Source organism: Streptomyces sp. NBC_00328 (genome assembly GCF_036139655.1).
GTDB lineage: Bacteria > Actinomycetota > Actinomycetes > Streptomycetales > Streptomycetaceae > Streptomyces.
The window spans coordinates 2,740,098-2,766,900 of sequence record NZ_CP108013.1; the positions used below are offsets into that span (position 1 = coordinate 2,740,098).

Sequence of the window (26,803 nt, forward strand, 5' to 3'; positions counted from 1 at the left end):
GAACACATTTTCCGGACACCTGTGAGCCTACGTGACGGGACTGACAACAACAGTGGCCCGATCCCACGAGACGCGGCGCGGGCCCGTCGTAGGGACCTACCAGTGGTGATCCACCGGTGGCCTACGCCGGGCCCGCGCGATGCCGGTTTCCGAGCGGTGGCTAGTGCGCTCCGGTGCCGGTGAGGGCGCGGACCTCCAGCTCGGCGTACTTGCCGGCGTCCGGCTCCTCCTTGGACAGGGTGGTCCCGAGCCAGCCCAGCAGGAAGCCGACCGGGATGGAGATGAGGCCCGGGTTCTCCAGCGGGAACCAGTGGAAGTCGACGTCCGGGAACATCGAGGTGGGCTTGCCCGAGACGACCGGGGAGAACAGCACCAGGCCGACCGCGGTGACCAGGCCGCCGTAGATCGACCAGAGCGCGCCCGACGTGGTGAACCTCTTCCAGAAGAGGCTGTAGAGGATCGTCGGCAGGTTGGCGGAGGCCGCGACCGCGAAGGCGAGGGCGACCAGGCCGGCGACGTTGAGGTCGCGGGCGAGGGCGCCGAGCAGGATGGACACGGCGCCGATGCCGACCGTCGCGTACCGGGCGGCCTTCATCTCCTCCTTCTCCGACGCCTGCCCCTTCTTGATCACGTTCGCGTAGATGTCGTGCGCGAAGGAGGAGGACGAGGCGAGCGTCAGTCCCGCGACGACCGCGAGGATCGTGGCGAAGGCGACGGCGGAGATGGTGGCGAGCAGGATCGCGCCCCAGCTGGAGTCCACGCCGCCGAGGTGCAGGGCGAGCAGGGGTGCCGCCGTGTTGCCCGCCTTGTTGGAGGCGATGATCTCGTCCGGCTTGATCAGCGCGGCGGCACCGAAGCCGAGGGCGAGGGTCATCAGGTAGAAGGCGCCGATGAGGCCGATCGCCCAGTTGACCGACTTCCGCGCGGTCTTGGCGGTGGGCACGGTGTAGAAACGGATCAGGATGTGCGGCAGGCCCGCGGTGCCGAGGACCAGCGCCATGCCGAGGGAGATGAAGTCCAGCTTCGTGGTGGAGGTGGCGCCGTACTTGAGCCCGGGTTCCAGGAAGGGCGTGCCCTTGCCGCTGTTCTCGGCGGCGCTGCCGAGCAGGTCGGAGATGTTGAAGTGGAACTTCAGCAGCACCAGGAAGGTGAGCAGCACGGCGCCTGCGATGAGCAGGACCGCCTTGACCATCTGCACCCAGGTGGTGCCCTTCATGCCGCCGATGGTGACGTACACGATCATCAGGACGCCGACGAGCGCGACGATGCCGATCTTGCCGCCGTCGCTGGTGATGCCGAGGAGCAGCGAGACGAGGACGCCCGCGCCCGCCATCTGGGCCAGCAGGTAGAAGATCGAGACGACGATGGTGGAGGTACCGGCGGCCGTGCGGACGGGGCGTTGGCGCATGCGGTAGGCGAGGACGTCGCCCATCGTGTAGCGGCCGGAGTTGCGCAGGGGTTCGGCGACCAGGAGCAGGGCGACCAGCCAGGCGACGAGGAAGCCGATGGAGTAGAGGAAGCCGTCGTAGCCGAAGAGGGCGATCGCGCCGGCGATGCCGAGGAAGGACGCGGCGGACATGTAGTCGCCGGAGACGGCGAGTCCGTTCTGGAAACCGGTGAACTGGCGTCCGCCCGCGTAGAAGTCGGCGGCGTCCTTGGTCTGGCGGCCGGCCCAGACGGTGATGACGAGGGTCGCGGCGACGAACACCGCGAACAGGGTGATGATCAGCGGGCGGTGTTCGCTCGCCTCGCCCGCGGCCAGCACGGTCGTGTGCGCGGTGGTCTGTACGGGGCTCATGCGCCGCCCTCCATCCGGGACTTGATGGCGTCGGCCTTGGGGTCCAGTTGAGTGGCCGCGTGCCGGGAGTACCACCAGGCGATGAGGAACGTGGTGAGGAACTGGGCGAGTCCGAACACCAGGGCGACGTTGACGTTGCCGAACAGCTTGGTGCCCATGAAGTCGCCCGCGTAGTTCGAGAGCAGCACGTACAGCAGGTACCAGACGATGAATCCGACGGTCAGCGGGAAGGCGAAGGAGCGGTGGGAGCTGCGGAGTTCACCGAATTCGGCGCTCTCCTGCATCTCGACGAACTGTTCTGTGGACGGGAGCTGGGCTCCGGCCCGCGCGGGTGGTGGTGCGTCGGTGGCCACGGTGTCTCCTCGCGTTGCGGGTGCGGTTACGACGGTGGACGGGGGCAGGTCGGGGCCCGCGGACAGGGACGGTTCGGGCAGTGGCATGGGACTTCGACCTCACATCGGCGTGCGTCACGTGACGGACTGCTACCCCATGCATCCGTTCCGTGATCCGAACGAGGGGCTCGATCGTCCACGGGCTCCCTGCCCAAGGTCACGGCGCCACGCGTGGACCGGTTCAACTCGCCCCGCTTCTTTCCGAAGTCGTCGCCGCAAGTCATTGCTGGCCCGGTCGGCGGGGGGATAGCTTCGGCCTGCACTGTTCCGTCATGTACCTGCCCGAGCACCATCCGTGTTCGGGCAGCTCCGTTCTCCGGATGATGTGGAGATCCCATGGCTCATCTGCGTTCCCGACACCGTCTCGCACTCGCCGTGCCGGTCGTTCTGTCGCTCACCGCCTCGCTCGGCTTCCTGCCGGGCGTCGCGTCGGCCACACCTCTCAGCACGTCCGCCGCGACGACCGCGGACGGGCCGAACCTCTCGTACGTGGTCAACACGACGACGGACCACCGCACGATCGAGTCGGTGAAACGGGCGATCGGCGCGGCCGGCGGCAGTGTCGTCATCGCGTACGAGCAGATCGGCGTGATCGTCGTCCACTCCGCGAACCCGGACTTCGGCCGGCAGATCCGGACGGTACGCGGAGTGCAGTCGGCGGGTGCCACCCGCACCTCGCCGCTGAAGGCCGCGGGCACGACGGACGAGGGTGCGGCGCAGATGCTGTCCGCCGCCGAGGCCGCCAAGGCCGCGAAGAGCGCCGACGCGGGCCAGGAGCCCCTCGAGGCCGACCAGTGGGATCTGCGCGCGATAGGCGCCGACAAGGCGGCCAAGATCAACCCGGGCAGCAAGAAGGTGACCGTCGCGGTGATCGACGTCGGCGTCGACGACACGCACCCCGACATCGCGCCGAACTTCTCCGCCTCGCAGTCCGCGAACTGCGTGGGCGGCAAGCCGGACACGACATACGGTTCCTGGCGCCCGGCGGACGCCGACCACTATCACGGCACGCATGTCGCGGGAGAGATCGCGGCGGCCCGCAACGGCGTGGGCGTCGCGGGTGTCGCGCCGGGCGTGAAGGTCTCCGGCATCACCGTCGCCGAGCCCGACTCCACCCAGCTGTTCTTCCCGGAGAGCGTCGTGTGCGCCTTCGTCTTCGCCGCCGACCACGGCGTCGAGATCACCAACAACAGCTACTACGTGGACCCGTGGCTGTACAACTGCCTCGACGACCCCGACCAGAAGGCCATCGTCGACGCCGTCAACCGCGCCCAGCTGTACGCGCAGAGGAAGGGCACGCTGAACGTCGCCGCGGCGGGCAACTCCAACGACGACCTCGACTCGGACGCGCTCACCGACGCGTCCAGCCCCGACGACTCGACCGCCACGACACGGACGGTCGACCCGCACAAGTGCTTCGACATCCCGACCCAGTTGCCCGGTGTCGTCACGGTCTCCTCGACCGGCGTCAAGGGCGCCAAGTCGTACTTCTCCAGCTACGGCGACGGCGTCATCGACGTCGCGGCACCCGGTGGCGACCGGTACCAGATCCCGGACACACCGTCGCAGAACGGCCGCATCCTGTCCACGATGCCGAACAACCAGTACGCCTACCTCCAGGGCACCTCGATGGCGACTCCGCACGTCGCCGGCGTGGCCGCGCTCCTGAAGTCCAAGTACCCCTGGGCCACGCCCGCTCAGCTCCAGCTCCTCCTCAAGGTCCAGGCGGACAACCCGGGTTGCCCGGCCGAGCCGTACGACGGGAACGGCGACGGCGTCGTCGACGCGACCTGCGTGGGCGGCAAGCACGTGAACGGCTTCTACGGAGCCGGGATCGTCAACGCCCTGCGAGCCGTCAAGTAGCGCCTGCCGAAACCCTTCGTGGCCCCGGCGCCGCCCTGTGCGGCGGCCGGGGCCACGCCGTCGGGGCCGCCTCCCGTGTTGATCGCGTCCACGCTGCATAGTGCCGGTATGACGCATGCACCGATGGCCGCTGTGTGGGAAGAGCTGGGCGGAGACCCGGCACTGCTCCCCGGGGTTTCGACCGTGGTGCGGGCGGGGGCGCTGGAAGCCGCCCTGCCCGTACGTGAGTTGGCGCGCGCCTGCGTGGGTGCCTGCGCGCTGGCGGCCGCCGAGCTGGGTGCCCGGCGGGCCGGGCTCGCGCGGGTGCCGCGGGTGAGCGTGGACGACGGCGCCGTCGCCACCGCCTTCGTCAGCGAGCGGCATCTGCGGATCGACGGGCGCGCTCCCGTGAACTTCGCCCCGCTGTCCCGGTTCTGGCGGACGGCGGACGGCTGGGTGCGGACGCACGCGAACTATCCGCATCACCGGGCCAGGCTGCTGGACGCGCTGGGCGCGCCGGACGACGCGAGCGCCGAGGACGTGGCCGCGCTGCTCGCCGAGCGGTCCGCGCGGGAGACCGAGGAGAGCGTGTACGACGCCGGCGGGCTCGCCGTCGCGCTGCGCACGCCGCAGGAGTGGGCAGCACACGATCAGGGCCTCGCCCTGGCCCGGCGGCCGCTGATCGAGCGAGGCGGGACGGCCGGACGGGACGGGACGGCCGCCGCACGGCAGCGGGTCCTCGCCCCGCTGTCCGGCGGCGGCCCGCTGCTGCCCGCCGCCGGGGTGCGCGTCCTGGATCTGACCCGGGTCATCGCGGGCCCGGTCGCCACCCGCACGCTGGCCCTGCTGGGCGCCGACGTGCTGCGCGTGGACGCGCCGGGGCTGCCCGAGGACCCGGACGCGCACGCGGACACGGGCTTCGGCAAGCGCTCGACGCTGCTGGACCTGGCGGCCGACAGCCGCGCCCTCGATGAACTGCTGGCGTCGGCGGACGTGGTCGTCACCGGGTACCGGCCCGGCGCGCTGGACCGCTTCGGCCTCTCCCCCGAGGCGCTGGCCGAGCGCGACCCGGGCCTGGTGGTGGCCCAGGTGTCGGCGTGGGGGGCGTACGGGCCCTGGGGCGGTCGGCGGGGCTTCGACAGCCTGGTGCAGGTGGCCACCGGGATCGCGGTGACCGAGGGGTCGCCGGAGCGGCCGGGCGCGCTGCCGGCGCAGGCCCTCGACCACGGCACCGGGTATCTGCTGGCGGCGGCCGTCCTGCGCGCGCTGACCGAGCGGGCGGAGCGGGGCCACGGATGCGTCGTACGACTGGCGCTGGCGCGCACGGCGATGTGGCTGACGGACGGGATCGGGCGGGAGGAAGGACCCGGCGCGCCGGCGGACCTCTCGCTGGCGGAACCGTACGACCGTCCCGACGCCTGGCTGTCGGAGCGGGCCGCCCCCGTCGGCCTCCTCGGACATGCCCTGCCCCCGGTCTCCTTCGCGGGCGGGCCCACCGACTGGTCACGTCCCCCGGGCCGCTGGGGAACGGACACGGCCCGCTGGAGCTGAGGGACCGCGGCGCCGGGCGGAGCACCCGCCCGGCGCCCGCGTTCCCGTGCGGGTCAGGCCGTGACGAGAACCTTCAGGGCGGTCCGCTCGTCCATCGCCTTGTAGCCCTCGGGCACGCGGTCCAGGCCGACGGTCATGTCGAAGACCGGCGAGGGGTCGACGGTGCCGTCGAGGACGTCGGGCAGCAGCTCGGGGATGTACGCGCGCACCGGGGCGACCCCGCCGCGCAGGGCGATGTTCCGGTCGAACATGACGCCCAGGTCGAGGCCCGTACCGCTGCCGTGGGGCACTCCGACGAAGCCGATGGCGCCGCCGTCGCGGGTGATGTTCACCGCCGTGCTCATGGACTGCTCGGTGCCGACCGCCTCGACGACGCACATCGCGCCCTGGCCCCGGGTCAGTTCGCGGACGGCCGCGACGGCCGCTTCGCCGCGCTCGGCGACGACGTCCGTGGCGCCGAAGCGGCGCGCGATGTCGGTACGGACCTGGTGACGGCCGAGCGCGATGATCCGCTCCGCGCCGAGCCGCTTGGCCGCGAGCACGGCGCACAGTCCGACGGCCCCGTCGCCCACGACGGCGACGGTCGAGCCCTTGCGGACACCGGCGCCGAGGGCCGCGTGGTGACCGGTGCCGAGGACGTCGGAGAGCGTCAGCAGCGCGGTCAGCAGGTGGTCGTCGGAGGCCGCCTCCTTGGGGAGCTGTACGAGGGTGCCGTCGGCGAAGGGGACGCGCACGGCCTCGCCCTGGCCGCCGTCGTAGCCGACGGAGCCCCAGAAGCCGCCGTGCACGCACGAGGTGGTGAGTCCGTCCCGGCAGTAGTCGCACACGCCGTCGGACCACATGAACGGGGCGACGACCAGGTCGCCGCGCCGGAAGCCGGTCACCTCGGAACCCGCCTCCTCGACGACGCCGAGGAACTCGTGTCCGATCCGCTGGCCCGGCTGCCGGGCCGCCTCCCCGCGGTACGCCCACAGGTCGCTGCCGCAGATGCAGGAACGCAGCACCCGCACGATCGCGTCGGTGGGCAGCTGCACCATGGGCTCCGGCACCTCCTCCACACGCATGTCGTACGGGGCGTGGATGGTGGTGGCGCGCATGGCGAGGATCCTTCTCGTTGCGGAGCGTGGGTGAGATGCGCTCAGGGGGTGGTCGAGCGCATCTCACCGTACGCCGCCCCGCGCGCGGGACGCGCGGCGAGGGGGCCCGGCACGCCTCGGACCAGCAGGAACTGGGCCGCGAGGAGCAGCCGGGGCGCGCCGCGCGCACCGGCGTACGCGGCGAGCAGCGGCATCAGGAGCGCCTTGGCGATCCGGTGCCCGGGGTCGGCACCGGCGAGCAGCGAGGCGAGGTCGACGGCCGCCGCCAGCGCGAAGCAGACGAGCAGGACGCGTGGGGTACGGGGGCTCACGCGACGGATTCCGTAGCCGGGGCCTGGGCCGGAACCGGGGCCGGGGCGGTGGCCGGCGGCGCGGGCTGCCAGCTGGGGCCGCCGAGGAGCCGTCCGGCGCGCTCGCGCCAGTTCGCCGCCGCCCGCACGTCGCGGGCGATGGCGGTGTACTCGTGGGTGGCCACGCGCAGCGGGTTGTACGTGGAGATGTTCTTGGTGAGCCCGTAGACGGGCCGTTCGGTCTCCGCGACGAACGATCCGAAGAGCCGGTCCCAGACGATGAGGATGCCGCCGAAGTTGTGGTCCAGGTAGCCGCCCTGGGAGGCGTGGTGGACGCGGTGGTGGGAGGGCGTGTTGAGGGCGAACTCGAACCAGCGGGGCATCTTGTCGATGCGCTCGGTGTGGATCCAGAACTGGTAGACGAGACTCACCGACGAGCAGAACGCGAGCGCGGCCGGGTGCACCCCGAGGGCGACCATCGGGAGGTAGAAGGGCCACGACGTCCAGCCCGTCCAGGGCTGGCGCAGCGCGGTGGTGAGGTTGAACTTCCTGCTGGAGTGGTGCACGACGTGGCAGGCCCACAGGAGGCGGATCACGTGGTGGCCGCGGTGGGACCAGTAGTAGAAGAAGTCCTGCGCGAGCAGCATCAGCGGGATCGTCCACCACAGGACGGGCACCCGCAGCGGCGTCAGTGCGTAGACCGCGCCGTAGACGGCGACGATCGGGAACTTCCACAGGAAGTCGAAGAGGAGACTGCCGAGTCCCATGCCGAGGCTCGTCGCGGCGTCCTTCGTCCCGTAGCCCGCGGCGTCCTCGTCCGGATGGATCCGGACGCTGATCATCTCGAGCACGGCGAGGAGGACGAAGGCCGGTATCGACCACAGCACGACATCGGGCAGGTTCGGCATGGGGGAACCGTAGATGCGCTGGTCGGCCGCGTACAGAGGCTGTCACCAACAAGTATTACCCGCGGTACGCGCTTACTTCCCGGCCATCTCCGCCAGGAGCCACGGGTTCACCACACGCGTACCGAGCCTCCTCTCGCGAACACCGGGCTCGTCGCGTCGGCGGGCGGGGTGTCCAGCGGTTCGGCGATCTCGGCGACCGTGGGACCGGCCTTGGCGGCGATCTCGTCGAGGTACGCCAGGTCGAACCCGTAGACGCGGGCCGCGTTGCCGCCGACCATGGCGGCGATCTCGGCGCGCGGCAGGCCCGCGTAGGCGATGCGCAGGCCCTCGCGGGTGTAGGGATGGGTGCCTTCGTCGTGCGGGTAGTCGCTGCCCCACATGATCTTGTCGAGGCCGATGCGGTCGCGCAGCGGCACCTCGTGGGGGCGCATGAAACTGGCGCCGACGAAGCAGTTCTCGCGCCAGACCTCGGTGGGGCGCTCGCCCATCGTCGCGGCCAGCCCCGCGCCGAACTTCGACTCGGCCGTCGACGCCCTGCCCGCCGCCGCGACGAGCCGCCCGTGGTAGTAGTCCAGCATGTCGAGCACCCCGGGGATCCAGCCCGATCCCTGCTCGGTCAGCACCAGTCTCAGGCCGGGGTGCCGGCGGAACGCGCCGCCGAACACCAGGTGCCACAGCGCCCGGTGCGAGAACCAGGTCGTCTCCACCATGAAGACCGCGCGGGCCGCCGGTTCGTCCCCGAGCGGCGGCGAGGCGGAGCCCGCGTGGTGGTTCACCGGGACACCCAGTTCGGCGCAGGCCGCCCAGATCGGGTCGTACGCCACCGAGTACAGCTCCGGCAGACCCGAACCCGGGGGTGTACCGGGCAGCAGCAGCCCGCCCCTCAGGCCCGCGCCCGCCGAGCGGTGGATCTCCCCGACCGCCGCGTCGACGTCGTTCAGGAGGATCTGGAAGACACCCGCGCGCCGGCCGGGCGCCGCCGCGCAGAAGTCGGCGAGCCAGCGGTTGTGGGCCCGCAGCCCCGCCCAGCGCCGCTCGAACTCCGCCGCCGTCGGGGCCGGTGCCATGAGGGAGGCCGACGGGAAGAACGGCGGGATGGTGTTCGGGAAGACCACCTCCGCGACGATGCCGTCCTCCTCCAGCTCCGCGAGGCGCCGCGCGGAGTTCCAGTTCCGGTCGGCGGTGTCGGCGAGCAGGTCCTCGTACGGGTTGACGTAGTCGGCCGCCCAGGCGTCGAAGTCGTCGTGGTACCGGCGCTCCAGGTACGGCTTGTAGTCGAGGAGATCGGCGCCCGCGTGGCAGTCGGCGGAGATGACGGTGTAGCGCTCCTCGGCACCGGCACGGTCCTCGGCGCCCGCACGGTCCCCGACGCTCGCGCGCTCCACGGCGGTCACTCGGTCTCCGGCGGTCACGGGCTCACTCCCAGTACGGGGAAGTCGTGGTCCGTCAGCCAGTGGCGGCCCACCTCGCGCGAGCGCGCCCAGGACGCCTCGACCGCCGGCTGGTCCTCCCCCTGGCCCAGTTCGGCCGGGGTCGGGCCGATCCGCCGGGCGATCGGGGCCAGTCCGGCGATATCGAAGCCGAACACCTCGGCCGCCGAGAGGCCGAGCATGCGGCGGGTCTCCGTCACCGGGATGTCGTGGAAGGTCCTGGCCAGCCATGTCCGGGTGTCGGGCCAGGTGCCCTCGGGGTGCGGGAAGTCGCTGCCCCACAGGATGTTGTCGACGCCGATCTCGTAGCGCTGGGCGAGTTCGCGGCGCTTGGTGTTGGTCGCGCAGACGAAGACCTGCCGGTCCAGGTACGCGTGCGGGGGCCGCTTCAGCTCGGCGAAGGGCGACAGCTTCTTGCCGCCGTGCGCGCCGAGATAGAGACGGTCCATGAACCACAGCAGGTTGGGCAGCCACCAGCAGCCCGACTCCGCGACCCCGAACCGGAGTCCGGGGTGCCGCTCGAAGGCTCCCGACCAGAGCAGGAACCACAGGGGGCGCGCGGGCCACCAGGTGACTTCGGAGACGTAGATCCCCAGGTGGTCGCCGTACTCGTGGCGCGGCGCCGCGCCGGAGTGGGTGAGCACGGGCATCGCGCACTCGGCGGCCGCCGCCCACACGGGGTCGTAACGGCGGTCGTGGTAGGGCTCCTTGTCGACCCACATGGAGGGGATCATCAGCGCGCCGAGACCCGACTCCTTGGCGCGGTACACCTCGGCGACGACTCTGCCCGTCTCGCCGGTGACCGGCAGCAGGGCGACCCCGCAGTGCCGTTCGGGGTGTTCGGAGACGAAGTCGGCGAGCCAGCGGTTGTGGGCCTGCGCGCCCGCCATGCCGAGTTCCGGGTCCTGGTCCCCGGAGAGGCCGAGGCCCACGCCGAAGGGGGCCGCGGTGCGGCTGTCCACGGCGTCCGCGTCGGGGAAGACGACCTCGGCCGCCACCCCGTCGCCGTCCAGTTCCTTCAGGCGCTGGGCGGTGTCCCAACCGCCGCGCAGGCCTTCCTCGTTGTCCTGGAACCACTTGTCGGCGAACGCCTCGTTGCGGATGCCGAGACGGTTCATCTCCTCACGGCGCCGGCCCTGGCCCGCGAGGAACTCGTCGAAGTCCCGGTGGAACCGGGAGTCCAGATAGGGCCGGTACTCCTCGGTGGGAAGTCCGGCGTGGCAGTCGGAGGAGATGATCAGATACGGGTCCTGTTCGGTCACCGCGCCCCCTCAGTCGAGGATGAAACTTTCCAGGTACGACGGATTCGCCCTCTCGAGCATCGACCGCGACCGCGCCCGGATCTGCCGGTCGCTGTGCTCGCTCTCGGGCAGCAGCCAGAAGCGGCCCTCGCGGATCCCCTCGGCGACGAGGTCGGCGACCTCCTCGACAGGGGTGAACCGCACCTCGTGGCCCGCCTCGTTCATCGCGGCCTCCCACTGGGCGAGGCTGCGGTACGGGGTCCTGCGGGGCCGCTCCTTCGCGAACCGCGCGGGCCGGTTGCGGTGCGACTCCCACAGACCCGTGCGGAGCATGTGCGGTCCGGGGAACAGCACGGAGGCGCCCACGCGCGCGTGCTCCGCCTTCAGATGCGCGTACAGCGACTCGGTCATCGTCACCACGGCCGCCTTGGTGACGGCGTACACGGAGGCGGTGGGCAGCGGGGCGATCCCGCCGTCGCCGGACGAGGTGTTGACGACGTGGCCGGGCTCGCCCCCGGCGATCATCCGGGGCACGAACGCCTGGATGCCGTGGAAGACGCCCCACACGTTGACGGCGAAGGCCCACTTCCAGTCGTTCGGGTCGTGCTCCCACATCCGCCCCTCGGCGCCGGAGCCGACACCGGCGTTGTTGCACAGCACGTGCACCGCGCCGAACGTGGCGTACACGTCCTCGGCGAGCGCGAGGACCTCGGAGCGCTCCGCCACGTCCACCACGCGCGCGTGGACGTCGGCGCCGTCCTCGCGCAGCTCCCCGGCGGCCTTCTCCAGCGCGCCCTCCTCGACGTCGGCGAGGACCACCTTCAGTCCGTCCTGCGCGAACCGCCGGGCCATCGCGAGCCCGATGCCGCTCGCGGCGCCGGTGACGACGGCGACCTGCCCCGCACGCAGTTCCATCAGACGCTCCCGTCGGGCGGCCCGTCGAGGATCTGGCTCGGATCGTCGTAGCGCTGGTGGATGTAGGGCAACAGGGCCCTGCCGCTGACGCGTTCGGCGACCCTGCCCCGCTGGTCGGTGGTCTTCTCGCCGATGGTGATCTCCAACAGCCTGCGTACGGGCAGATCGGCGACCGGGTCGTACATCGACTCACGCAGGACGACGTCCCCGGTGACGCGCTCCAGCCTGCGGACCTTCTCGTTGCGCACGCAGTGCACGAGGACCGGGTCGGCGTCGAAGCCCGAACCGTCCACCGCGGGAAGGAACTTGAAGTAGAAGTCGGTCTTCTGCGCGGGCTCGGGCAGCGGCAGGGCCCCGCTGACCGCGCCACGTACCTCGACGAAGGCGATGCCGTGCCGGGCGAGCACGCCGCGCACGATGAGACCGTCGCGCTCCACCGTCACCTCGCCGAGTTTCTTGGGCTCCCCGAAGACCTCACGGCCGCCGGTCAGGGCCCGCTCGTGGGTCATCGGCATGACGAGCGGATACCAGCCCTCGATGTCGTCGTGCGCGGCCGCTACGGCGAACGAGCCCGCGCCCAGCGGATATCCGGGCAGATCGACCTTGCTGACGCTGACCCGCACCAGGGGCCTCGCGGTGGGCTTCAGCGGCGGGGGCAGGACCGCCGCGACCGCGTCCGGGTCGCTCTCCCAGACGGCCACCACACCGGTGGACCAGATCTCGGGGAGCTTGGAGCTCGCGGCGCGCGAGGCGGCGATCTCCGCCTCGGTCCGTGCGCCGTACCTCACTCGTGCCATGTCCGTACCGCCCTTCGTAGGCGCTACCTGCTGGGGCGCGCAGCACGCTTGCACCGCACGGGCGAAAGGTCCATAGCCATGCGCCGACCGGCCGCACGGGTGCCGGACCGGGCCGCACCGACCGGTTTCACGAACCCCAGGGATATCCGGTGGCCCCGCGGGCCGGTGCCTGCCTGGACTCGGCGATCGCGGGGGCGGCTCCGCGAGCGTGCTTCCTTCCCTTCTCTGACACCCGTGGCGCGCTCACTCTCCGCCCCCGCCTCACGCTTTCCGGATCCCGGGGATTTCCGCTTGTCCGTACGACTGGCCGTCCGCGGACATCCCCGTCCGCGAGACGAAGGCCCTGGTGCTCGGCAGCCTCCCGCTGGACCGGCGCACGCGCGACGCCGTGCGCCCGCTGCTCGCCGCGCACCCCACGACGGCAACGGACGTGCTGCGGCTGCTGCACGTCCGGTCGGGCGGCGAGGCCGATCTCGCCGGACTTCGCCGCTTCCGTTCCCCGCCGCGCCCGCTGCGCCGCCGACTCCTCTCCTCCTGGGGTGCGCACACCGAACAGGCGCTGCGCGAGAGGGTCCTGGCCCGCGCTCTCGGCCTGTTCGCCCGTCGGCCGGGTGAACCGCCGTGCGCGCTCCTGGAGGCCGAGGCCGTGCGCCGGCTGTCGTCCGCCCCGCGCTTCGGCCTCGCCGTCCTCGACGCGGACCTCACGGGCCTGGCCGTCCCCTCCGCCGAGCGCGCGTCCGCGAAGGCGCGCGCGGGGTGGGCGAGACGGACGTGGCCTTCGCCGCCCGGGTGCGGGCACTGGAGCCCCCGGAGCGGCGGCACCCGGCCGAGGACCCGGAGGGGCTCGCCGCCGAGACCGCCGCGAAGAGGCATGCGCTGCTCGCCCTGGCGCACGGAGGTGCAGCCCCGCCCGAAGCGAGCGGATCCGTGTACCGGCTGCTGCCCGGCCCGGTCGACGGCTGCGGTCTGGCCGCCCTGACGGCGGGAAGCCTGGTGGGGGCGCTGGGCCGGCGCGTCAACGCCGGGCGCCGTACCCGGTTGCGGGGCTCGCGGGCGGGTGGCCCGGTGGCGGGCCCGCGGGGGCGCCGGTTCCGGGAAGGCGGGGACGGGACTGTCAGTCACGGCCCGTATCCTCATTGACCATGCTCGAAGACCTCACGACCGCAGCGTCCTCTGCCTCCTGGCCGGCCGCGTATCCGCAGGGATACGCGGTCGTCGACGTGGAGACCACAGGACTGGCCCGCGACGACCGGATAATCTCCGCCGCCGTCTACCGGCTGGACGCGCGCGGCGAGGTCGAGGACCACTGGTACACGATGGTCAATCCGGAGCGGGACCCCGGCCCGGTGTGGATCCACGGCCTGACGAGCGAGATGCTCGAAGGCGCGCCGCTCTTCAGGGACGTCGCCGAGGAGTTCGCCGCCCGGCTCGACGGCCGTGTGCTGGTCGCGCACAACGCGGTCTTCGACTGGTCGATGATCGCGCGGGAGTACGCGCGCGCGGACCGCGAGGCGCCGGTGCGCCAGCGCCTGTGCACCATCGCGCTCTCCAAGGAGCTGGGCCTGCCGCTGCCCAACCATAAGCTGGAGTCGCTGGCCGCGCACTTCGGTGTCGTCCAGCAGCGGGCGCACCACGCGCTGGACGACGCGCGCGTGCTGGCCGAGGCGTTCCGGCCGAGCCTGCGGGCCGCCGCGCACGGCGGGGTACGGCTGCCGCTCCTCGAATGCCTGCCGCTCAAGGAGTGGTCCGACAGCGCCGCGGCTCCGCGGATCGGACGGCAGTCCGGGGGCTACGCGTCCGGCGGTTACCCGTCGGGGAGTTGGCGCCCCTCCCGCAAGCGCCCCGCGTGCCCCTACCCGAACCCCGGACGCTACACGGCGGACAAACCGCTCAAGCAGGGCATGCGGATCGCGTTCTCCGGGGACACGTCCGTCGATCGCGAGCTGCTGGAGGACCGGGCCGTCGAGGCCGGACTGCATGTCGCGACGAGCCTGTCCCGGCTCACCAGCCTGCTGGTGACCAACGACCCGGACTCCGGCACCTCGAAGGTGGTCAAAGCGAGACAGTTCGGGACACCGGTGATCGACGAGGCCGCGTTCGGGCAACTGCTGCGAGACGTCGAACCCGCGTCGGAAGGGTGACGGACGTACGGGTGATTGACGGGCGACTCGCCCCGCGCCCGCTCGCCCACACCGCCCCGGCACCCCACCCTGTGGCGCATGGCGAGATGCGAAGTATGCGGCAATGACTACGGAATGACCTTCGAAGTGCACGCCCAGGGCGCTGTGCACGTATTCGACTGCTTCTCCTGCGCCATCCACCGGATGGCCCCGATCTGCGAGCACTGTCGTGTGCAGGTGATCGGCCAGGGTGTGGAGGTCGAGGGCCACTGGTACTGCGGCGCGCACTGTGCCCGGGCGGAGGGGAAGGCGGGGATCGTCGACAAGGTCTGAGCACCGGCCCGTCCCCCGGACGGGGCATCGCACGGCCCTCGGCGGGACCCTCCCGTCGGGGGCCGAATCATGCCGAGTACCGTCAATGGGGTGTACCGCTTCCTGTTGACCCGCCAGTGGGTGATCCTCACTCTCGTGGCCCTCGTGCTCATCCCGACGATGATCAAGCTGGGCTTCTGGCAGCTCCACCGGCACGAGCACAAGGTCGCCCTGAACACGGTGATCTCCGACTCGCTCGCCGCGAAGCCGGTGCCCGTGGAGACCGTCACCGAGCCGGGCCGGCAGATCCGGGACGACGACCTGTACCGCCGCGTGACCGCGAAGGGGCACTTCGACACCGCGCACGAAGAGGTCGTCCGCCGCCGCACCAACGCCGACGGCGCGGTCGGCTACCACGTCCTGACCCCGTTCGTCCTGGCCGACGGCCGCGTCCTCATGGTCAACCGGGGCTGGGTCCCGGCGGACGGCGCGCAGACCGCCTTCCCGAAGATCCCGGCCCCCGCCCCGGGCGAGATCACCGTCACCGGCCGGCTGATGGCCGACCAGACGACCGCCGACAGCGGCATCAAGAACGTGCGGGGCCTGCCCGACCGTCAGGTCATGCTGATCAGCAGCGGGCAGGAGGCACAGCGGCTCGGCAAGCAGGTCCTCGGCGGCTACGTCGAGCAGACCGCGCCGGCGCCCAAGGGCGGCTCCCCCGAGCTGATCCCGGACCCCGAGCACAGCGACATCGGCCCGCACATGGCGTACGCGATCCAGTGGTGGCTCTTCTCCGCGGGCGTCCCCTTCGGCTGGGTGGTCCTCGTCCGCCGTGAGCGCCGCGACCGGGCGGAGGCCGCCGCCGCGCGGACCGCCCCGGAGGCGGAACCGGCGGGCGTGTAGCGCGGCGGCGGGAGCCCCCTGCCGCCCCGCCCGGCCACGGGCGCCCACACCGCTCCGGCGGCCCGATTGACCGTCACCCCGGTCGGGAACCCGTCCACCGTGCGCCGGCGCATCGAGGACTACGCCCTCGTCGGCGACGAGCGGACCGCCAGGAGTACGGCCCGGTCGCCGGCCGCCGGCTCGGCGACTTCCCGCAGGCCTTCAGCCACATCGGTCCGGTGGTCTCCGCCCTCAGCCTGTTCGGCGTCGACGGGGCGTGGGAAGCACCAGGGGCCGGACCACCGGGATGAGGGAGGATGGGGCCATGGATCTTGGACTGAAGGATCGTGTGTACGTCGTCACGGGAGCCACCCGGGGCCTGGGCAACGCCGCCGCGCGCGAACTCGTCGCCGACGGCGCGAAGGTGGTCGTCACCGGACGCGACGAGGAGACCGCTGCGGGCGCCGCCTCCGCGCTCGGCCCGAACGCCGTCGGCGTCGCGGCCGACAACGGCGCCGCCGAGACCCCGGCCCGGCTGATCGCCGGTGCCCGTGAGCACTTCGGCCGGTTCGACGGCATCCTGATCAGCGTCGGCGGACCGCCGCCCGGGTTCGCGGCGGACAACACCGACGAACAGTGGATGGTGGCGTTCGAGTCGGTCTTCCTCGGTGCGGTGCGGCTGGCCCGCGCGGCCGCCGAGGAGCTCGGCGAGGGCGGGGTCATCGGCTTCGTGCTCTCCGGCTCGGTGCACGAGCCGATCCCCGGGCTCACCATCTCCAACGGTCTGCGCCCGGGCCTCGCCGGCTTCGCCAAGTCCCTCGCGAACGAGCTGGGCCCCCGCGGCATCCGCGTCGTCGGGCTGCTGCCGTCCCGCATCGACACGGACCGCGTACGCCAGCTCGACGGTCTGTCCGCCGACCCCGAGGCCACCCGCGCGGCCAACGAGTCCCGCATCCCGTTGCGCCGCTACGGCACCCCGGATGAGTTCGGCCGTACGGCCGCGTTCCTGCTCTCCCCCGCCGCGTCGTACCTCACGGGCATCATGCTTCCGGTGGACGGCGGGATGCGGGGCGGGTTCTAGGCCGGCGCGGCCACCGGCCACCGGCGACCTGCGGTCCCGTCGGCCGGTCCGCGCGGCAGCCCGTCACCGGTCGACAGGTCCGCTCGTCGGCCGGTCGCCCGGACGGACCGGCCGCACGCCGGGCGGGCAGCTTGTCCCGCGCGCCGGGGCTCTGCCCCGGCGGATGCCCGCCCGGGCCTTCGCCGAGCGGGTGGGGCGGATGCCCGATCAGGTCACGCGCTCGGCGCGGTGCTTGACCCCGCGAAGCCGCACCTCCGCCGGAAGGGCGGCGAGACCGGCCGAGTCCCGTGCGTGCGCGAGCGCCTCCACGGTCAGCAGCCGCAGCGCGTGCCCCGGGTCCACATGCGGTTCCAGCCGGAGCCGCACACGCGCCTCGGGCAGGCTGCGCCGGCCGGTCAGGTGGACGTCGGCACGGTCGACGCCGCCCAGCCGGGCCGATTCGGCGGCCAGCACGCCCTCCAGAGCCCGTCCGCGCAGCAGCGCGCCCGCGCCGTCACCGGTGTCGACGAGCACGTCGGCCAGCCGCCGGCGCCGCACGACGGCGACCAGCCACCACAGGGCGAGCAGCAGGAGCACCGCGAGAGCGGCGATGACGGCGGGCCACCACCAGCCCTGCTCCCGCCACTTGGTCCGTTCGGCGGTACTGAGCAGCACGTCGTGCCGCCCGTCGTGGATCCACCACGACGGCGGCCGTACGCCGAGTCCGACGGCGAGCACGGAACCGCCGAGGACGATCAGCACGAGCCCGATGAAGCCGATCAGTACGCGGTTGACGATCCGCAGCACGGATCTCACCCCTTCCGTCCGGGACGCGCGACACGCACCGCCAGGGCGGGCGAACGGGACAGTCCCAGACCCTTGATGCCGTCGGCGAGGGTGATGTCGAGGTCGGCGCGCACATCGTCGAGCTCCCGGAAGTGCGACAGCGCGCGGACGTCGACCTTCCGGCGCTTCACGCGCACGCGGACCGACTGCACACCGGCGACCTCCATGGCCCGGTCGCGGAGCGCCATCGCGGCGGCACCCCGGTGCAGTCCGGCACGGACGTCGGCGTGGGTGCGCCGCATCGGCAGCACGTCCCGCAGTCCCGGTGTGGCCGCGAGGACGATCAGCCAGAGTCCCACCGCGGCGGCGATTCCGGCGCCGACGAGGACCGCGGTGTCGTCGAGCGGCCGTTCGGCGAGCTGTTCGGCCAGCCAGGTCCGCCAGCGCAGCGCGGACCGTCCGGCGCGCACGGCCACGACGTCGTACAGGAAGGCGCCCGCCGCGACGAGGAGCACGAGCGCGAGGATGCCCGCGGGGACACGGCGCGCGGACCAGAACCGGCCCTGCCGGCCGTCCTCGTCGTCGACGGTGGACAGCGGTTCGTAGGCCGCGGCGGAGGCGGACTGCCCGAGGGCGCCCGCGCCGTCCCCCTTCTCCGGGTGCTCCGGCTTCTCCAGTACGGGCATCTTCCGGGTGTTCTCGGAGCCCTGGGGCTCGCTCATTGCGTCCTCCCCTGTGCCGCGCCGGGCCCGGGTGTCAGATGCAGCCGCTCCACGTGGACGGTCACCTCGGGCACTTCCATCCCCGCCAACGCCTCTACCCGCTCGGCGACATGACGACGCACCTCGCCGCACTGGGCACCGATGTCGGCGGGGTAGCCGAGTTCGAGGCTGAGCCTGACCCGGGCGCTGTGCGTCGGGGTGCCGTCCGTCCCCCCGGAGCCCGACGCCTGGCGCCGCACGACGACCGTCGCGTGCGGGGGCACGGCGTCGGCGGGCGGCGGGGGCAGCGCCTCGCGCGCCGCCCGCGACGCGATCTTCGCGACGACCCGGTCGGCGATCCGGGTGGCGCCCCGCTCGGGTGGCGGGACGGTCGTGAGGCCCGGCCTGGTCTCACCGAGCCGGTCGGCCTGACCTGGCACGCGTCACCGCCGCCGGTCGTCACGGGCGCGGAAGAAGTCGCCGATGTCCAGGTCCCCCTCCAGGAGCCGTCCGACGACGAACCCGACGGCCCCCAGGGCCGCCACCAGGAGGAAGGCGCCGAAGCCGCCGAAATATCCGGCGAAGCCCAGCGCCATTCCGGCGATCATGCCGATCACGGCCAAGCTCATGGTGCGCTCCTCAGCAGTCGGTGGCCGCGGTGATCACTCATGGTGCGGTGGCCGGGTGTCCCGGAGTTCCGGTGCCCCGCCCTGGGGTCACTGAAGCCGTGACTCCGGCTCCTCGTCCTCTTCCTCGGGAAGCTTCACATCACTCACCGCGATGTTGACTTCCACCACTTCGAGCCCTGTCATGCGCTCGACGGCGGCGATGACGTTCTCGCGTACGGCTCGGGCCACTTCGGTGATCGACACGCCGTAGTCGACGACGATCTCCAGGTCGAGCGCCGTCTGCACCTCGCCGACCTCGGCCTTCACACCCCGCGTCACGGATTTGGTGGAACCGCCCGGCACCCGGTCGCGTACGGCTCCGAAGGTCCGGCTCAGCCCGCTGCCCATCGTGTGGACACCGACTACGTCACGGGCGGCGAGCCCGGCGATCTTCTCCACGACTCCGTCGGCGATCGTGGTCCGTCCCCGCGAGGCGGGATCTCCACCGCCGCGCCTGGTGGGCTTACGGGTCTGCTGGCCCTCCTTCTCGGTGTCGGGGCTGTCCGTCCGGTTCCGCTCGGTCATGTCGGTCATCGCCGTACGTCCCTTTCGGTCGTCCTCCTCTGCTCACATTAGGTCGGGTCGCGCGGTCGCGCGCCGTGGATGGGGCACGCTGGAGCAATGACGGCGGACCGGTGGACGCAGGTGGTACGGCATCAGCTCGGGCTCGGCAGGCTCCTGCCGCTGGGTCTCGCGCTCGACGGCGCGTGGATCACGGAGGAGGCGGCCGAGTCGGTGCTGCGGCGGGAGACCACGGCCGTCGAGGGGGTACGGCTCGGGGCGTTGCGGATCGCTCTCGCCGACCCGGACCTGGCCGGAACACCGGCCGTGCCTCCCCCGCCCAGTGCGCTGCCGCCCGGTCCGCTGCGTGTCACCGCCGAGTTCCGCGCCTCGGTGGATCCCACGTCCCCGGGCGCCGAGCCCCTTCCGGCCGTCGCGGCCCGGCTGCGCCTGGCCGTGGTGTCCGCCGCGACCCGGCTCCTGGGTCTCGACGTCACGGAGGTGGACCTGCGGGTGACGGGCCTCGTGGAGGAGGCGGACGAGGCGCCCACGGAACGCCCGGCGGGCGGTGAACGAGGTGCGGCAGTGGCGGTCCCGGCCTACGGCGTAAAGGAGCGGGCCTCGGCACCGGCCGACGGCCTACGGGAACACCCCGGCGGTGTGCCGGCCGCCGGGTCGCGGGACGGGGCCGGCTCCGGGACGGCCGACGACGTGCGGACGGCGTCCGTGCCGAAGGACCCCGAGGAGGTGCGGATCGCGGCGGCCGCCCTGGCCGTCCCGGGCGTCACCCGTCTGACGGACGTCCTGGGCCGACCGGTCCACGTGGGGAGCGCGCCCGCCGCCGAAGCGGCCCTGCCGCGCCGCCACGTCCGCGTCGAGCTGGAGGTCTCCGGGGACGAGCGGGCGGTGGACGTGGCACGCGCGGTCAGAGCCGCGATCACTCAGGCCGCCCAGGACACCCCGTCCGTGGCGGTCCTGGTGACCGCCGTGAACCGGGCCACCCCTTCCCGGAAAACATGACCCGCCACGGGGAGACCGCCGCGGACCGGGGCGCCCCTTCCCGGAAGGCATGACCGCCACGGGCGGGAGCGCCCGGCCCGGGGAACGTGACCCCGTGCGGCGCCAGGCCCGGCCTCACCGGGCCCCGCCGCAGAGGGGTGTCTGGTCAGCGGCCGGAGGCCTAGTCGCCCACGCCCGCGAGGTCGCGGAGCCTGCGGGCCTGGGACGCGCGTTCGGCGGAGCGCTGCTCCTCGTACGAGCGTTCCTGGGCCCCGCGCAGCAGCGCCTTCGTCTCGATCACGGCGTCCCGCGGCGCGCCCAGCAGCGCCGCGGCCAGGTCGCCGACGGCGGCGTCGAGCTGCTCGCCGGGCACGGCGAGGTTGGCGAGCCCGGTGCGCTCGGCCTCCTCGGCCAGGACGAAGCGGCCCGTGGCGCAGATCTCGAGCGCACGGGCGTACCCCACGAGGCCGACCAGGGGGTGCGTGCCCGTGAGGTCGGGCACCAGGCCGAGGCTGGTCTCGCGCATGGCGAACTGCACGTCGTCGGCGACGACGCGCAGGTCACAGGCGAGCGCGAGCTGGAACCCCGCGCCGATGGCGTGCCCCTGCACGGCGGCGATGGACACGATGTCACTGCGCCGCCACCAGGTGAACGCCTCCTGGTACTCGGCGATGGTCGCGTCGAGCTCGGCATCGGAACCGCGCGCGAGGTCGATGAACGACGGTTCCCCGTCGAAACCCTCGGGCGTGAACGCCTGCCGGTCGAGCCCCGCGGAGAAGGACTGGCCCTCGGCACGCAGGACGACCACCCGGACGGAGCCCGGCAGTGACCGGCCGGCCTGCGTCAAGGCCCGCCAGAGAGCAGGACTCTGGGCATTGCGCTTGGCCGGATTGGTCAGCGTCACCGTGGCGGTCGCGCCGTCGACGGTGAGCCGTACGCCGTCCTGGTCGAGTACCGGGTCGAGATCCTTGTCGGGCGAAGCCATGGGGTGCCTCCGATGGGTGCGGTCGGATCAGACGCGCACCTCGCGAAGACACGAGGAACGCACCTAAGTGACTGCACAGTAACCACCCGGTCGGTCACCCGACCGACCGGGTGGTCACCACCGAAGCCGATGGGGACGCCCGGCCTCAGGCCGAGGCGGCCTTCTTGCCCCGCGTCGCACCGCCACGCCCTCGGAGCGTGACGCCCGACTCGCTGAGCATCCGGTGCACGAAGCCATACGAGCGGCCGGTCTCTTCGGCCAGCGCTCGAATGCTCGCACCGGAGTCGTACTTCTTCTTCAGGTCTGCCGCGAGCTTGTCGCGCGCGGCGCCGGTAACCCGGCTGCCCTTCTTCAGAGTCTCGGCCACCCGGTCCTCCTCATGGGAAGTGCGCTCTGGACTCTCATGATCACCCCTTTCGGGCGTCATGGCCACCCATTCGGCAAGGTCCGTAAGACAAGGTTTTGACGACAGGAGCCCGTCCCCACGAGTGGAATCAATGATTCCGGGTGGCGCGGCCCGCACAGCCGAACGGGTTCCTCCGAGAAGTACCTGGTCAGCGACGCAAAACGGCCGAGCCCTTGGGAACAAAGGACTCGGCCGTGAAATCGGTGTACGACACACCCCGGTACGAGGAGATCTCACACAGATGGTGGATCACGGATCGGCCGAATGATCCATACGCGGTGGATCAGTCAATCGATCACGCGGAGCGCGCCCCCTCCAGGAGGCCGCGCTGGACTCAGGCGAGGGCCACCAGGTCGGCGTAGTCGGCGCCCCACAGGTCCTCGACACCGTCGGGCAGCAGGATGATCCGCTCCGGCTGGAGCGCCTCGACGGCGCCCTCGTCGTGGGTGACGAGAACGACGGCGCCCTTGTAGGTGCGCAGCGCGCCGAGGATCTCCTCGCGGCTGGCCGGGTCGAGGTTGTTCGTCGGCTCGTCGAGGAGCAGGACGTTCGCGGACGAGACGACGAGGGTCGCGAGCGCGAGCCGGGTCTTCTCGCCGCCGGAGAGCACACCGGCCGGCTTGTCGACGTCGTCGCCGGAGAAGAGGAACGAGCCGAGCGTCTTGCGGACCTCGACCAGATCCAGGTCGGGGGCGGCGGAGCGCATGTTCTCCAGGACCGTGCGCTCGGGGTCGAGGGTCTCGTGCTCCTGGGCGTAGTAGCCGAGCTTGAGGCCGTGGCCCTCGATGACCTCTCCGGTGTCGGGCTTCTCGGCGCCGCCGAGCAGGCGCAGAAGGGTCGTCTTGCCGGCGCCGTTCAGGCCGAGGATGACGACGCGGGAGCCCTTGTCGATGGCCAGGTCGACGTCGGTGAAGATCTCCAGGGAGCCGTACGACTTCGACAGGCCCTCCGCCATGAGCGGGGTCTTGCCGCAGGGCGAGGGCTCGGGGAAGCGCAGCTTGGCGACCTTGTCGGAGACGCGGACGGCGTCCAGGCCGGCGAGCAGCCGGTCGGCGCGCTTGGCCATGTTCTGCGCGGCGACGGTCTTGGTCGCCTTGGCACGCATCTTGTCGGCCTGCGCGTTCAGCGCGGCGGCCTTCTTCTCGGCGTTCTGGCGCTCGCGCTTGCGGCGCTTCTCGTCGGCCTCGCGCTGCTGCTGGTAGAGCTTCCAGCCCATGTTGTAGACGTCGATCTGGGCGCGGTTGGCGTCCAGGTAGAACACCTTGTTGACGACCGTCTCGACGAGGTCGACGTCGTGGGAGATCACGATGAAGCCGCCGCGGTAGGTCTTCAGGTAGTCGCGCAGCCAGACGATCGAGTCGGCGTCGAGGTGGTTCGTCGGCTCGTCGAGCAGCAGGGTGTCGGCGTCCGAGAAGAGGATGCGGGCCAGCTCGATACGGCGGCGCTGACCGCCGGAGAGCGTGTGCAGGGGCTGGCCGAGCACCCGGTCGGGCAGGTTGAGCGCGGCGGCGATGGTGGCGGCCTCGGCCTCGGCGGAATACCCGCCCTTGGTGAGGAACTCCGTCTCCTGGCGCTCGTACTGCCGCATGGCCTTCTCGCGGGTGGCGCCCGCGCCGTTGGCGATGCGCTGTTCGTTCTCGCGCATCTTGCGGATCAGCACGTCCAGGCCGCGGGCCGACAGGACGCGGTCGCTGGCGAGGACGTCGAGGTCGCCGGTGCGCGGGTCCTGCGGAAGGTAGCCGACCTCGCCGGAGCGGGCGACGGTTCCGGCGGCGGGCTGGCCCTCGCCCGCGAGGACCTTGGTGAGGGTCGTCTTGCCCGCGCCGTTGCGGCCGACCAGGCCGATGCGGTCACCCTTCGTGATGCGGAAGGTCGCGGACTCGATGAGGATGCGGGCGCCGGCGCGCAGCTCGATACCGGAGGCGGAGATCACGGACAGACTCCAGAGCAATGGGGAGTGGCGGGGTGGGCGGCTGAGGCGTTCCCGCCGTCTAATGCGCGAGGAGAATGGCCATGGGCCAAGTCTAACGGGGCCGTGCAACCACTTTTCCGGTGCGCACTGTGATGCTCGCCCCCTTCCGGGATGCTGCGGACGCCTGGATCGCCCGCGGCACGGAGGCCGGGCCGGGCGTCGCCCGTTCGGACCGCGGGCCGGGGCCGGGGGTCCGGGAGCGTACGAGGATGGCGCCACGGAGCGACGAAAGTGGTGTGCTCATGCGGTTCGACGACGACGCCGACCTGGACACCTCCGAGGTCCAGGACGTACGCGGCAGTCGCATCCCCGGCGGCGGGGCGGCCATCGGCGGCGGGCTCGCCGGTCTGATCGCCCTGGTCCTCGGACTGCTCTTCGGAGTGGGTCCCGACCGGCTCGGGCTCACCTCCGGCGGCGAGGAGCCCGGAGCCACCGCCTCCTCCCTCGCCCAGGTGCAGCGGACCTGTCTGAAGGGGCGGGACGCCAGCGCCCAGGAGGACTGCCGGATCGTGGCGGTGGTCGACAGCGTCCAGGCCTACTGGAGCCGGGAGTTCGCGCGCAGGGGCGGCACCTACACCCGTGCCCCGACGGTGGTCTTCAGCGGCCGGGTGAACACCGGGTGCGGCACCGCCACGTCGTCCGTCGGGCCCTTCTACTGTCCCGTGGACCGCGAGGTCCATCTGGACCTCGGTTTCTTCGACGATCTCCGGACGAGGTTCGGCTCCGGCGGCGGACCCTTCGCGCAGGCGTACGTGGTGGCGCACGAGTACGGGCATCACGTGCAGGACCTGACGGGAACGCCGGCCCGGTCGCGGGACGGCGTGACCGGCGCGAACAGCGACTCGGTGAAGGTGGAGCTCCAGGCCGACTGCTACGCGGGGGTGTGGGCGCGGAACGCGACCACCACGCCGTCCTCGTCGACGGGCAGACCGCTGCTGACCGCGCTGACGGACACCGACATCCGCGACGGCCTGGACGCGGCGGCCGCCGTCGGTGACGACCGGATCCAGGCGAGGCACCAGGGCCGGGTGACCCCGGAAACCTGGACGCACGGGTCGGCCGAGCAGCGGCAGCAGTGGTTCTACCAGGGCTTCACCAGTGGCGACATGGCGCAGTGCGACACGTTCCGGTGAGCGGGGCGGCACGCGGTCCGGTCCGCCGGGGGTGGGCCCGGTTCCGGGCCGCGGGGCGTTGTCAGTGGCCGGTGCCAGACTGGGCTGCGGATCGGAATCCGGCAGTTCGTGACGAGACGGAGTGATCGGTATGGCTGGCATGAGCAACGGGCGCCCGAGCATCTACCCCTCGATGCTGTACGCCGACGCGAAGGCGGCGGTCAGGCAGCTCACGGAGGCCTTCGGCTTCACCGAGCTGGCGGTCTACGAGGGTGAGGACGGCTCGGTGATGCACGCCGAGCTCGTGCAGGGCAACGGCGCGGTGATGCTCGGCTCCAAGGGCCGCGGCGGACGCTTCGACGAGGCGATGAAGAGCGCGGGCCCGTGCGGGGTGTACATCGTCGTGGACGACGTCGACGCACACCACCAGCGGGCCGTGGACCACGGCGCCGAGATCCTGATGGCCCCGACCGACCAGGACTACGGCTCGCGGGACTACATGGCCCGCGATATCGAGGGCAACATCTGGAGCTTCGGCACCTACACCCCGGAGATAGGCGCGTAGGACGGCGCGCAGGACCGCTCCGGGATCCGGCCCGCGGCGGTTCCGGGCCGGCCCCGGTCAGCTCCCCCCGGTGTGCACCTGGAAGGCGGCCCTGCGTACGGCCTTGGCGAGCGCCGGGTCCGGGTGGGCGGCGGCGAGCGCGACCAGCACCTGCACCGTGCGCGGGTGCCCGACGGCCCGTACCTCGTCGAGGAGCGCTGGCACGGTGGGCTGCACCGCGGACTCCAGGTGGCGGACCAGGAGCGGGGCCTCACCGTGGTCGGCTACGGCTGCCGCGGTGTCGACCCACAGCCAGGTGGACTCGGCGCGGGTGAGGACCTCGTGGGCGTCCTCGGGGTCGTAGCCGTCGTGCTCGGCGAGCCACAGCAGGGCGTAGGGGCGCAGCGGGGTCTCCTCGACCACGGCGCGCACGTCCGGCTCGGCGGGGGCGCCGACGACGCGCAGTGCCTCGAAGGCGAGGCCGCGGGTGAGGGCGTCCTCGCCGCGGGCCGCGGCGATGAGTTCGGTGACGGCGCCGCCGACCGGGCGGGCGGCGAGCCAGGCACGGTACTCGGCGCGGGCGGCGTTGGGGCGGAGCTGGGCGCAGCCGCGGAGCATGTCCTCGGCGGACTGCTCGATGTTGCCGGCGGGGCTCTGCGCGGCGACGCAGATCTGCTCCAGCTTGACCCAGACCGCCCAGCTGCCGAGCGCGGTGAGGGTGGCCTGTCCTTCGCCGTAGGTCAGCGCGCCGACGGAGGCGAGGGCCTGGAGGGCCCATTCGAGGAGCGGGGCGAGGGGTGCGTCCGGGACCTCGGCGGGCTCCTGGGCGGGCTCGGTCCCGGGCTCGGGGCCGTAGGAGATCTCGCAGCGCTCGGTGCGCAGTTCCGTGACGCGCTGCCCGAGAAGGTCGAGGAGCTGGTCCACGGGGACGGGCCCGGCGGAGAGCTGGAGGAAGGAGAGCACCTGGGGCATCGCGGAGACGACCTCGGCGACGGCCGCGGGCTCGCGGTCCAGCGGTTCGGGGTACGCGAGGGACCAGGCGTCGAAGAGGGCGACCCAGCCGCGCAGGACGGCGCTGTCGTCGCGGCTCCAGGCGCGCAGCCGCCAGCCCGGGCGGGCGTCGTCGCCGTGCACCTCGATGAGGCCGGCCAGGCGTGCGGTGTCCCAGTCGGCGCGGACCTTGAGCGGGGTCAGTCCGAGATCCGTGGCGGCCCGCTCGGCGGTGGCGTCGGACAGGGTGCCCTTGCCGTCGGGGCCGGCGGTGTCGCGCCCCGGGCGCAGGGCGGCGTCGGCCCAGCGCGCCACGCGGGCCGCGTCGGACAGGCCGGTGCGCGCCATGCGGGCGAGTTCCGCGGGCGGCGGTGTGCCTTCCGGCGGACGCGGTGCGGGGCGGCGGGTGCGGCGCTGGGTCACCGCTCGGGGAGCGGTCGCGAGGGACCGGGGGCTGACGAGTCGGAGCCTGGAGTCGCGCGGGTTACGGGACGTCACGGGTGC

At 72.5% G+C, this 26,803-nt stretch carries 28 protein-coding genes; 10 read left to right on the plus strand and 18 right to left on the minus strand.

The genetic code is table 11. The annotated features are described in order from the left end of the window. Positions 1 to 160 precede the first annotated feature (160 nt). Together OG485_RS12010 and OG485_RS12015 are read right to left on the minus strand one after the other, a co-directional pair. Entirely contained in the window at positions 161 to 1,798 is a 1,638-nt protein-coding gene (locus OG485_RS12010; protein ID WP_328668088.1) for a solute symporter family protein, read from the minus strand. After that, the gene (locus tag OG485_RS12015; protein WP_328668089.1) at positions 1,795 to 2,151 is read right to left on the minus strand and encodes a DUF485 domain-containing protein; all 357 of its coding nucleotides are present in this window, start codon (positions 2,149 to 2,151) and stop codon (positions 1,795 to 1,797) included. Before OG485_RS12015 ends, OG485_RS12010 begins: the two co-directional genes overlap by 4 nt. 375 nt (positions 2,152 to 2,526) lie before the next feature. On the opposite strand from OG485_RS12015, the gene OG485_RS12020 reads away from it, so the two are divergent. Both OG485_RS12020 and OG485_RS12025 read left to right on the plus strand, forming a co-directional pair. Continuing rightward, the gene (locus OG485_RS12020) at positions 2,527 to 4,053 is read left to right on the plus strand and encodes a S8 family serine peptidase (RefSeq protein WP_328668090.1); all 1,527 of its coding nucleotides are present in this window, start codon (positions 2,527 to 2,529) and stop codon (positions 4,051 to 4,053) included. Positions 4,054 to 4,161: 108 nt separating this feature from the next. Beyond that, positions 4,162 to 5,583 (plus strand): CoA transferase, encoded by a 1,422-nt coding sequence (locus tag OG485_RS12025; RefSeq protein WP_328668091.1) that lies wholly within the window; start codon positions 4,162 to 4,164, stop codon positions 5,581 to 5,583. 53 nt (positions 5,584 to 5,636) lie between these two features. Here the strand turns inward: OG485_RS12025 and OG485_RS12030 are convergent, their stop codons facing one another. The 7 genes from OG485_RS12030 to OG485_RS12060 form a co-directional block, all read right to left on the minus strand. After that, positions 5,637 to 6,680 (minus strand): zinc-dependent alcohol dehydrogenase family protein, encoded by a 1,044-nt coding sequence (locus OG485_RS12030; RefSeq protein WP_328668092.1) that lies wholly within the window; start codon positions 6,678 to 6,680, stop codon positions 5,637 to 5,639. A gap of 41 nt (positions 6,681 to 6,721) precedes the next feature. Then, positions 6,722 to 6,991: a hypothetical protein gene (locus OG485_RS12035; RefSeq protein WP_443048685.1), complete on the minus strand. Its 270-nt coding sequence runs from the start codon at positions 6,989 to 6,991 to the stop codon at positions 6,722 to 6,724. Next, positions 6,988 to 7,878: a sterol desaturase family protein gene (locus OG485_RS12040; protein WP_328668093.1), complete on the minus strand. Its 891-nt coding sequence runs from the start codon at positions 7,876 to 7,878 to the stop codon at positions 6,988 to 6,990. The genes OG485_RS12035 and OG485_RS12040 overlap by 4 nt, the downstream gene beginning before the upstream one ends. Before the next feature lie 107 nt (positions 7,879 to 7,985). Beyond that, entirely contained in the window at positions 7,986 to 9,191 is a 1,206-nt protein-coding gene (locus OG485_RS12045; RefSeq protein WP_328674336.1) for an amidohydrolase family protein, read from the minus strand. Between the two features lie 95 nt (positions 9,192 to 9,286). Next, a complete protein-coding gene (locus OG485_RS12050) occupies positions 9,287 to 10,570 on the minus strand; it encodes an amidohydrolase family protein (RefSeq protein ID WP_328668094.1) in 1,284 nt (427 codons plus the stop codon). A 9-nt stretch (positions 10,571 to 10,579) separates the two neighbouring features. Continuing rightward, the gene (locus OG485_RS12055) at positions 10,580 to 11,464 is read right to left on the minus strand and encodes an SDR family NAD(P)-dependent oxidoreductase (RefSeq protein ID WP_328668095.1); all 885 of its coding nucleotides are present in this window, start codon (positions 11,462 to 11,464) and stop codon (positions 10,580 to 10,582) included. Continuing rightward, complete coding sequence (locus OG485_RS12060) at positions 11,464 to 12,261, minus strand: acetoacetate decarboxylase family protein (protein ID WP_328668096.1); 798 nt, start codon at positions 12,259 to 12,261, stop codon at positions 11,464 to 11,466. Before OG485_RS12060 ends, OG485_RS12055 begins: the two co-directional genes overlap by 1 nt. 346 nt (positions 12,262 to 12,607) lie before the next feature. Between OG485_RS12060 and OG485_RS12065 the strand changes: the two genes are divergently transcribed. The 5 genes from OG485_RS12065 to OG485_RS12085 all read left to right on the plus strand — a co-directional run bounded on the left by OG485_RS12065 (position 12,608) and on the right by OG485_RS12085 (position 16,656). Beyond that, positions 12,608 to 13,240 carry a hypothetical protein gene (locus OG485_RS12065; protein WP_328668097.1) on the plus strand — a complete coding sequence of 211 codons (633 nt, stop codon included), beginning with the start codon at positions 12,608 to 12,610 and terminating at the stop codon, positions 13,238 to 13,240. Between the two features lie 163 nt (positions 13,241 to 13,403). Continuing rightward, a complete protein-coding gene (locus OG485_RS12070) occupies positions 13,404 to 14,402 on the plus strand; it encodes a DEDDh family exonuclease (protein WP_328668098.1) in 999 nt (332 codons plus the stop codon). A 78-nt stretch (positions 14,403 to 14,480) separates the two neighbouring features. Continuing rightward, positions 14,481 to 14,714, plus strand: coding sequence for a hypothetical protein (locus OG485_RS12075; RefSeq protein ID WP_078943477.1), 234 nt, complete (start codon positions 14,481 to 14,483; stop codon positions 14,712 to 14,714). Between the two features lie 90 nt (positions 14,715 to 14,804). Further along, positions 14,805 to 15,596, plus strand: coding sequence for an SURF1 family cytochrome oxidase biogenesis protein (locus OG485_RS12080; RefSeq protein ID WP_328668099.1), 792 nt, complete (start codon positions 14,805 to 14,807; stop codon positions 15,594 to 15,596). A gap of 304 nt (positions 15,597 to 15,900) precedes the next feature. After that, on the plus strand, positions 15,901 to 16,656 hold the full coding sequence (locus OG485_RS12085) for an SDR family oxidoreductase (protein ID WP_328668101.1): 756 nt from the start codon (positions 15,901 to 15,903) through the stop codon (positions 16,654 to 16,656). A 207-nt stretch (positions 16,657 to 16,863) separates the two neighbouring features. On the opposite strand, the gene amaP is transcribed toward OG485_RS12085, so the two are convergent. The 5 genes from amaP to OG485_RS12110 form a co-directional block, all read right to left on the minus strand. Next, positions 16,864 to 17,442, minus strand: coding sequence for an alkaline shock response membrane anchor protein AmaP (amaP, locus tag OG485_RS12090; RefSeq protein WP_328668103.1), 579 nt, complete (start codon positions 17,440 to 17,442; stop codon positions 16,864 to 16,866). A 5-nt stretch (positions 17,443 to 17,447) separates the two neighbouring features. Beyond that, complete coding sequence (locus OG485_RS12095; RefSeq protein WP_328668106.1) at positions 17,448 to 18,143, minus strand: DUF6286 domain-containing protein; 696 nt, start codon at positions 18,141 to 18,143, stop codon at positions 17,448 to 17,450. After that, positions 18,140 to 18,562 carry an Asp23/Gls24 family envelope stress response protein gene (locus OG485_RS12100; protein ID WP_326788564.1) on the minus strand — a complete coding sequence of 141 codons (423 nt, stop codon included), beginning with the start codon at positions 18,560 to 18,562 and terminating at the stop codon, positions 18,140 to 18,142. Before OG485_RS12100 ends, OG485_RS12095 begins: the two co-directional genes overlap by 4 nt. A 3-nt stretch (positions 18,563 to 18,565) precedes the next feature. Beyond that, a complete protein-coding gene (locus tag OG485_RS12105; RefSeq protein WP_266757222.1) occupies positions 18,566 to 18,751 on the minus strand; it encodes a hypothetical protein in 186 nt (61 codons plus the stop codon). An 87-nt stretch (positions 18,752 to 18,838) separates the two neighbouring features. After that, positions 18,839 to 19,324 carry an Asp23/Gls24 family envelope stress response protein gene (locus tag OG485_RS12110; RefSeq protein ID WP_326788563.1) on the minus strand — a complete coding sequence of 162 codons (486 nt, stop codon included), beginning with the start codon at positions 19,322 to 19,324 and terminating at the stop codon, positions 18,839 to 18,841. 87 nt (positions 19,325 to 19,411) lie between these two features. Here OG485_RS12110 and OG485_RS12115 point away from each other — a divergent pair, with 87 nt between their 5' ends. Further along, positions 19,412 to 20,311, plus strand: a complete 900-nt coding sequence (locus OG485_RS12115) for a nucleopolyhedrovirus P10 family protein (RefSeq protein ID WP_328668110.1) — start codon at positions 19,412 to 19,414, stop codon at positions 20,309 to 20,311. A gap of 160 nt (positions 20,312 to 20,471) precedes the next feature. Here the strand turns inward: OG485_RS12115 and OG485_RS12120 are convergent, their stop codons facing one another. The 3 genes from OG485_RS12120 to OG485_RS12130 all read right to left on the minus strand — a co-directional run bounded on the left by OG485_RS12120 (position 20,472) and on the right by OG485_RS12130 (position 23,614). After that, complete coding sequence (locus OG485_RS12120) at positions 20,472 to 21,275, minus strand: enoyl-CoA hydratase/isomerase family protein (RefSeq protein WP_328668112.1); 804 nt, start codon at positions 21,273 to 21,275, stop codon at positions 20,472 to 20,474. A 145-nt stretch (positions 21,276 to 21,420) separates the two neighbouring features. Continuing rightward, positions 21,421 to 21,642 (minus strand): helix-turn-helix domain-containing protein, encoded by a 222-nt coding sequence (locus OG485_RS12125; RefSeq protein ID WP_006123601.1) that lies wholly within the window; start codon positions 21,640 to 21,642, stop codon positions 21,421 to 21,423. Positions 21,643 to 22,015: 373 nt separating this feature from the next. After that, positions 22,016 to 23,614, minus strand: coding sequence for an ABC-F family ATP-binding cassette domain-containing protein (locus tag OG485_RS12130; protein WP_328668353.1), 1,599 nt, complete (start codon positions 23,612 to 23,614; stop codon positions 22,016 to 22,018). A gap of 281 nt (positions 23,615 to 23,895) precedes the next feature. Here OG485_RS12130 and ypfJ point away from each other — a divergent pair, with 281 nt between their 5' ends. After that, the gene (ypfJ, locus tag OG485_RS12135) at positions 23,896 to 24,786 is read left to right on the plus strand and encodes a KPN_02809 family neutral zinc metallopeptidase (RefSeq protein ID WP_328668354.1); all 891 of its coding nucleotides are present in this window, start codon (positions 23,896 to 23,898) and stop codon (positions 24,784 to 24,786) included. A 130-nt stretch (positions 24,787 to 24,916) separates the two neighbouring features. Further along, entirely contained in the window at positions 24,917 to 25,330 is a 414-nt protein-coding gene (locus OG485_RS12140; RefSeq protein ID WP_328668355.1) for a VOC family protein, read from the plus strand. A 57-nt stretch (positions 25,331 to 25,387) separates the two neighbouring features. Here the strand turns inward: OG485_RS12140 and OG485_RS12145 are convergent, their stop codons facing one another. Continuing rightward, on the minus strand, positions 25,388 to 26,797 hold the full coding sequence (locus OG485_RS12145) for a hypothetical protein (RefSeq protein ID WP_328668356.1): 1,410 nt from the start codon (positions 26,795 to 26,797) through the stop codon (positions 25,388 to 25,390). Positions 26,798 to 26,803: the final 6 nt, after the last annotated feature.

What these genes read in the sequence shown, in the direction of transcription:
- OG485_RS12010 (WP_328668088.1), bottom strand. Translation starts at nt 1,798, where the DNA reads ATGAGCCCCGTACAGACCACCGCGCACACGACCGTGCTGGCCGCGGGC.
- OG485_RS12020 (WP_328668090.1), top strand. Translation starts at nt 2,527, where the DNA reads ATGGCTCATCTGCGTTCCCGACACCGTCTCGCACTCGCCGTGCCGGTC.
- OG485_RS12025 (WP_328668091.1), top strand. Translation starts at nt 4,162, where the DNA reads ATGACGCATGCACCGATGGCCGCTGTGTGGGAAGAGCTGGGCGGAGAC.
- OG485_RS12030 (WP_328668092.1), bottom strand. Translation starts at nt 6,680, where the DNA reads ATGCGCGCCACCACCATCCACGCCCCGTACGACATGCGTGTGGAGGAG.
- OG485_RS12040 (WP_328668093.1), bottom strand. Translation starts at nt 7,878, where the DNA reads ATGCCGAACCTGCCCGATGTCGTGCTGTGGTCGATACCGGCCTTCGTC.
- OG485_RS12055 (WP_328668095.1), bottom strand. Translation starts at nt 11,464, where the DNA reads ATGGAACTGCGTGCGGGGCAGGTCGCCGTCGTCACCGGCGCCGCGAGC.
- OG485_RS12060 (WP_328668096.1), bottom strand. Translation starts at nt 12,261, where the DNA reads ATGGCACGAGTGAGGTACGGCGCACGGACCGAGGCGGAGATCGCCGCC.
- OG485_RS12070 (WP_328668098.1), top strand. Translation starts at nt 13,404, where the DNA reads ATGCTCGAAGACCTCACGACCGCAGCGTCCTCTGCCTCCTGGCCGGCC.
- OG485_RS12075 (WP_078943477.1), top strand. Translation starts at nt 14,481, where the DNA reads ATGGCGAGATGCGAAGTATGCGGCAATGACTACGGAATGACCTTCGAA.
- OG485_RS12085 (WP_328668101.1), top strand. Translation starts at nt 15,901, where the DNA reads ATGGATCTTGGACTGAAGGATCGTGTGTACGTCGTCACGGGAGCCACC.
- OG485_RS12095 (WP_328668106.1), bottom strand. Translation starts at nt 18,143, where the DNA reads ATGAGCGAGCCCCAGGGCTCCGAGAACACCCGGAAGATGCCCGTACTG.
- OG485_RS12105 (WP_266757222.1), bottom strand. Translation starts at nt 18,751, where the DNA reads ATGAGCTTGGCCGTGATCGGCATGATCGCCGGAATGGCGCTGGGCTTC.
- OG485_RS12110 (WP_326788563.1), bottom strand. Translation starts at nt 19,324, where the DNA reads ATGACCGACATGACCGAGCGGAACCGGACGGACAGCCCCGACACCGAG.
- OG485_RS12115 (WP_328668110.1), top strand. Translation starts at nt 19,412, where the DNA reads ATGACGGCGGACCGGTGGACGCAGGTGGTACGGCATCAGCTCGGGCTC.
- OG485_RS12120 (WP_328668112.1), bottom strand. Translation starts at nt 21,275, where the DNA reads ATGGCTTCGCCCGACAAGGATCTCGACCCGGTACTCGACCAGGACGGC.
- ypfJ (WP_328668354.1), top strand. Translation starts at nt 23,896, where the DNA reads ATGCGGTTCGACGACGACGCCGACCTGGACACCTCCGAGGTCCAGGAC.
- OG485_RS12140 (WP_328668355.1), top strand. Translation starts at nt 24,917, where the DNA reads ATGGCTGGCATGAGCAACGGGCGCCCGAGCATCTACCCCTCGATGCTG.